At 62.5% G+C, this 1,129-nt stretch carries 1 protein-coding gene; it reads left to right on the forward strand.

Features of this window, described 5'->3' with window-relative positions:
• Window positions 1-408 precede the first annotated feature (408 nt).
• Complete coding sequence (locus tag L995_RS29955; protein WP_016447666.1) at window positions 409-1,059, forward strand: DedA family protein; 651 nt, start codon at window positions 409-411, stop codon at window positions 1,057-1,059.
• Window positions 1,060-1,129 lie beyond the last annotated feature (70 nt).

Raw genomic sequence — 1,129 nt, forward strand, 5'->3', positions numbered from 1 at the left:
GTTGTTGGGACGGTGGGCGCAGCCGCCCATCGCGAGCGCGCCGGTCAGCAGGGCGGCGATGGCCAGGGTGCGGCCCATCGTGGAGCCGGACTGGCGTTCGGACTTGTGCGCGAAAGTGCGAAGGGTCTTGTTCATGGCTTGCTTCCTTGTGTCTTGGCGATGGTGGTGAGGCCGGGCCGGCATTGCCGACGGCATGGAAGCACTTTGCCTGCAAAAAGCTGACGCACTCATGAGTTTTTCGTAGAGTTTTATCAAGTTGTGTAACAAAACAAGCTTGATTTCAAGCATTTGTAGATTCCTGCAAGCGCCGGTGTGTGCGATGGCGTAACCGGCTCCGGCTCGGCCGTGGGGGCATGCCGGCGAAGTACAGTACGGGCCGGTGCGGCGCCCGCCGCGGAGGACTCTCTTTTGGAAATCATTCAGTTCCTGATCGACTTCATCCTGCACATCGACAAGCATCTGGAGGCCTTTGTCGTGGCCTATGGACCCTGGGTGTATGCGCTGCTGTTTCTCATCGTCTTCGTGGAGACGGGCGTGGTGGTCATGCCCTTTCTGCCCGGCGACTCGCTGCTGTTCATCGTCGGCGCGCTGTGCGGCGTGGGGCTGATGGACTATTCGATCGCCTGCACCGTGCTGCTGGTGGCGGCCGTGCTGGGCGACCAGTGCAACTACACCATAGGCCGCTACATAGGGCCCAAGGTGTTCCAGTGGGAGGATTCGCGCTGGTTCAACCGCCGCGCCTTCGACCAGGCCCATGCGTTCTACGAGCGCTACGGCGGCATCACCATCGTGCTGGCGCGCTTCATGCCGTTCATTCGCACCTTTGCCCCCTTCGTGGCCGGTGTGGCTGCCATGGACCGGGGCAAGTTCACGGCATTCAACGTGGGCGGAGCCATTGTCTGGGTGTTCGGCATCAGCGCCGCCGGCTATTTCTTCGGCAACCTGCCCTGGGTGCGCGAGAACCTGGAGAAGATCATCTGGGGCCTGATCCTGGTGCCGGGCCTGATCGCCATCTTCGGCGCATGGCGCGCGGGCCGCGCGCCCAAGACGGCTTCCTGAGCCTTCAGCGCCCAGCAAAAAGCCCCTTGCGCCATGATGGCGCAAGGGGCTTTTGCGTTCAGGGGCCGAA

Origin of the sequence: Delftia sp. ZNC0008 (assembly GCF_000799035.1) — a bacterium.
Classification (GTDB): domain Bacteria; phylum Pseudomonadota; class Gammaproteobacteria; order Burkholderiales; family Burkholderiaceae_C; genus Comamonas; species Comamonas tsuruhatensis.